Annotated in this window: 5 protein-coding genes; 1 reads left to right on the forward strand and 4 read right to left on the reverse strand. The window is 74.1% G+C overall.

The window, feature by feature from the left end:
• Positions 1-159: 159 nt before the first annotated feature.
• Positions 160-786: a class I SAM-dependent methyltransferase gene (locus tag AB0H87_RS38730; protein WP_360157804.1), complete on the reverse strand. Its 627-nt coding sequence runs from the start codon at positions 784-786 to the stop codon at positions 160-162.
• 14 nt (positions 787-800) lie between these two features.
• Positions 801-1,499, reverse strand: a complete 699-nt coding sequence (locus AB0H87_RS38735) for a class I SAM-dependent methyltransferase (RefSeq protein WP_360157807.1) — start codon at positions 1,497-1,499, stop codon at positions 801-803.
• Between the two features lie 27 nt (positions 1,500-1,526).
• On the opposite strand from AB0H87_RS38735, the gene AB0H87_RS38740 reads away from it, so the two are divergent.
• On the forward strand, positions 1,527-1,745 hold the full coding sequence (locus AB0H87_RS38740) for a hypothetical protein (RefSeq protein WP_360157810.1): 219 nt from the start codon (positions 1,527-1,529) through the stop codon (positions 1,743-1,745).
• A gap of 2 nt (positions 1,746-1,747) precedes the next feature.
• On the opposite strand, the gene AB0H87_RS38745 is transcribed toward AB0H87_RS38740, so the two are convergent.
• Both AB0H87_RS38745 and AB0H87_RS38750 read right to left on the reverse strand, forming a co-directional pair.
• Positions 1,748-3,169 carry a carboxyl transferase domain-containing protein gene (locus AB0H87_RS38745; protein ID WP_360157813.1) on the reverse strand — a complete coding sequence of 474 codons (1,422 nt, stop codon included), beginning with the start codon at positions 3,167-3,169 and terminating at the stop codon, positions 1,748-1,750.
• Between the two features lie 25 nt (positions 3,170-3,194).
• Positions 3,195-4,348 (reverse strand): beta-ketoacyl-[acyl-carrier-protein] synthase family protein (locus AB0H87_RS38750; protein WP_360157816.1); only part of this gene is annotated, 1,154 nt, incomplete at its 5' end.

The following is a 4,348-nucleotide window of genomic DNA, read 5'->3' on the forward strand; positions in this document are numbered from 1 at the left end:
GCGGTGCAGCACGACGTCGACCCGGGTGGCGTCCGCGTCGAGCGCGTTCCAGATCAGCTCCTTGACGGCGCCGAGCGGGTCGCCCTCCCGCGCCAGCCGTTGGACGTGGTCCTCGGCCGCTTCCAGGTGTACGCGCCGCATGCGGGCATCCTGCCCGGCTCAGACCTGGGCGTGCAGCGGGCTCGCCATGCGCATCATCCAGAAGCTGGACGGCACCCGGGTGACGTCGTCGACCACCTCACCCGACACGTCGGCGAACGACTCGCGGGCCAGCGCCTCGAACCCGGCCGGCTCGCGGACGTGCTCACCGCGGTCGTTGTCGCTCATCCACTTCGAGACGCGACCCTGGCCGGGCGCGTAGCAGGTGTCGACGGCGATCACCTTGCCGCCGGGCGCGAGCGCGCGCGACGCGACCCGCAGCAGCGACCGCGAGTCGTCGTCGGACAGGTGGTGCAGCAGGCCGAGCAGCAGCACCGCGTCGGCCGGCGGGATGATGCCCAGGTGCCGCTCCCCGAACACCTCCGTGGAGAAGGAGGCGCGCTCCGAGCCGTACCGCGCCGTCGCGTGCGCGATGTAACGCTCCGAGGTGTCGAAGCCGAAGTAGGTCACCTTCGGCAGCCGGTCGAAGTAGTAGGCCGGCCCGCAGCCGACGTCGATCACCGTGTCGCCGTCGCGCAGGTCGAGCTCGTCGAGGCAGCGGTAGCGCAGCCGGTCGGAGCCGAGCGCCTTCTGCAGGGCCACGTACATCGTGACGTTGCCGAGCAGGTTCTTCAGCGGGGCCAGCACGGGGACAACCTCTCCTAACCGGGGCGGTGGGCGCGCAGCATCAGCGAGACGCCGGGCAAGGACTTCACCGGAAGATAGCGTTCGGCGGCCACCACCGCGCGCAGGCCCAGGTTGACCGGTGCGGCGATGTCGTCGAGGTCGCTGCCGGTGGACCTGCGGCGGCGCCAGGCGGCGACGGGTCGGAGCAGCACGTTCCAGCTCCACAGCTCGTCGACGACCAGCCCGGCCTTCTTGACCACGTCCCGCAGCCCGGCCCGGTCGTACCGGCGGACGTGGCCGACGGCCACGTCGTGGGCGGACCAGAGCTTCATGTCCGCGGGCACGGCGATCAGCGCGGTGCCACCGGGCCGCAGGACCCGCCGGATCTCGGCCGCCGCCTCGTGGTCCTCGTCGATGTGCTCGAGCACGTCGAACGCGGTGACCAGGTCGAGGGCGCCGCTGCCGACCGGCAGGTGCCGGCCGTCGGCCCGCATCACCGACAGCCCACGCTCGCGGGCCACCTCCGCGCCCTCCGCGCTGTATTCGAGCGCCACCGGCCGCCAGCCGTGCGCGCGCAGGACCCGCGTGTTGCCGCCGCCGGCCGCGCCGATGTCGAGCGCGGCGCCGGGGGCGCCGAGCCCGCGCAGCGCACGGGCCAGCAGCGCGCGGCGCTCGGCGTACCACCAGTGGCGGTCCTCCAGCGCGGCGAGCTTGCGGATCTCGGTCGCTTCCACGGCACACACCCTATTACGCTGCCCGACATGCCGGCGGCACACGGATTCTCGTACGACGAGCGGGCCGACGGCTCCGTCGTGATCTTCCACCACGGCCGGGCGGCGACCACCCTACGCGGCGGCCGCGCCGCGGAGTTCCTGGCCGAGGTCGAGGCCGACCCGCAGGGCGTGATGGCCCGCTGGACCGGCAACTACCGGCGCGGCAACGAGCGCGTGGCCAGGAACCACCCGCGCAACCGCGGCTGACCTCAGAGCGGGATGTTGCCGTGCGCCCCGCGCGCGGCCGGCGCGGCGGCCAGCGCCTCCGCGATCCGGCGGCGGGTCTCGCCCGGCTCGATCACGTCGTCGACGACGCCGATCTCCAGCGCCCGCTGCACGCCGCCGGCGACCTTGACCTGCTCCTCGACGAGCTGCGCGCGGAGTGCCTCGCGCTCCTCGTGCGGAGTCGCGGCGAGCTTCTTGCGGTGCAGCACGTTGACCGCCGCGGACGCGCCCATCACGGCGATCTCCGCGGTCGGCCAGGCGAACACCGCCGTGGCGCCCAGGGAGCGGGAGTTCATCGCGATGTACGCGCCGCCGTACGCCTTGCGGGTCACCAGGGTCACCCGGGGCACGACGGCCTCGGCGAACGCGTGCAGCAGCTTGGCGCCGCGGCGCACGACGCCGTCCCACTCCTGGCCGAGGCCGGGCAAGTAGCCGGGCACGTCGACCAGCACGATCAGCGGCACGCCGAGCGCGTCGCACATCCGGACGAAGCGGGCGGCCTTCTCGGCGCTCGCCGCGTCCAGGCAGCCGCCGAGGCGCAGCGGGTTGTTGGCGATGACGCCGACCGTCCGCCCGCCGAACCGGCCCAGGGTGGTCACGATGTTCGGCGCCCACCTGGCGTGCAGCTCCACGCCGGGCTCGTCGAGCAGGGCCTGGACCACGGGCTTCACGTCGTACGCCCGGTTGGCCGCCGCCGGCATCGTGCCGGTGAGGTCGTGTTCGGGGTCGTCGGTGGCCACGTCGACCGGCGAGATGCGGCCCTGGTGGCCGAGCAGCGCGGCCAGCCGGCGCGCCTCGACCAGCGCGGAGTCGTCGTCCTTGGTCGTCACGTGCACCACGCCGGAGCGCCGGCCGTGCGGCTCGGGGCCGCCGAGGCGCTCCATGTCGACCTGCTCGCCCGTGACGCTGCGGACCACCTCCGGGCCGGTCACGAAGATCCGGCCGGCGCCGCTCATCACCACGACGTCGGTCAGCGCCGGCCCGTAGGCGGCACCGCCGGCCGCGGGGCCGAGCACGACGGAGATCTGCGGGACCCGGCCGGACGCCCGCACCATGGCCGCGAAGACCTGGCCGACGGCGTCGAGCGCGACCACGCCCTCGGCCAGCCGCGCGCCGCCCGAGTGCCACAGGCCGAGCACCGGCACGCGTTCCCGGACCGCGGTGTCGATCGCGTCCACGACGTGCCGGCAACCCTCGGAACCCATCGCGCCGCCCATCCGGGTGGCGTCGGTGGCGAAGGCGACCACCGCCGTGCCGTCGATCTCGCCCCGGGCGTAGAGCACCCCGGAGTCGTCCCGCGGGGCGGCCAGGCGCAGCGTGCCGTCGTCGAACAGGGCGCGCAGTCGCACCTCCGGGTCCCGGTAGTCCACGACCGCATGATCGTCTAGCGCGCTGCTCCTGGTCATCAAATCCCCCCGATGAGGCCCGAGGTCACCCGCGGGTGAACACCAGAGCCACGTTGTGCCCGCCGAACCCGAACGAGTTGTTGATCACCGCCGGCACGTCCATCGGTCGCGCCTTGAGCGCGGCGACGTCCATGTCGAGCTTGTCGTCGGGGTCGTCGAGGTTGATCGTCGGCGGCACGATGCTGTCGCGGATGGCCAGGATCGACGCGATCGACTCCAGCGCGCCCGCGGCGCCGAGCAGGTGCCCGGTCATCGACTTCGTCGCCGTGATCACCGGGTGGTCGCCGAGCGCGGCGTGCAGCGCGGCGATCTCGGCCAGGTCGCCGACGGGCGTCGAGGTGGCGTGCGCGTTGACGTGCACGATGTCGGACTTGGCGACGCCCGCGTCCTTGATCGCCATGGCGATCGCGCGGATCGCGCCCTGCCCCTCGGGGTGCGGCTGCACGATGTCGTAGCCGTCCGAGGTCAGGCCGGCACCGGCCAGCCGGGCGTAGACATGGGCACCGCGCGCGGCGGCGTGGTCGGCCCGCTCCAGCACGATGACGCCGGAGCCCTCGCCGAGCACGAAGCCGTCGCGGCCCTTGTCCCAGGGCCGGGATGCCTTCTGGGGGTCGTCGTTGCGGGTCGACATGGCCCGCATCGACGCGAAGCCGGCGATCGGCAGCGGGTGGATGACGGCCTCGGTGCCGCCGGCCACGACCACGTCGGCGCGGCCGGCGCGGATCATGTCGAGGCCGAGGGCGATCGCCTCCGCGCCGGTCGCGCACGCGCTGGCGACCGAGTGGACGCCCGCCCGCGCCTTCAGCTCCAGCCCGACCCAGGCGGCCGGGCCGTTCGGCATGAGCATCGGCACCGTGTGCGGCGACACCCGGCGCGGGCCGGACGCCTCCAGGATGTCGTCCTGCGCGAGCAGCGTGGTCGCGCCGCCTATGCCGGAACCGATGCTGACCGCGAGCCGCTCCGGGTCGAGCCCGGAGTCGGCCAGGCCGGCGTCGGCCCAGGCCTCACCGGCGGCGATCAGCGCGATCGCCTCGGAGCGGTCGAGCCGGCGCAGCTTGACCCGGTCGATCTTGTGGATCGGGTCGACCGCGAGCTGCGCCGCGATCCGGACCGGCAGTTGGCCGGCCCACTCCTGGGTGAGCGGACTCACCCCGGAGCGGCCGGCCAGCATGGCGTCCC

The sequence above is a fragment of the Asanoa sp. NPDC050611 genome (genome assembly GCF_040654855.1).
Classification (GTDB): Bacteria; Actinomycetota; Actinomycetes; order Mycobacteriales; family Micromonosporaceae; genus Asanoa.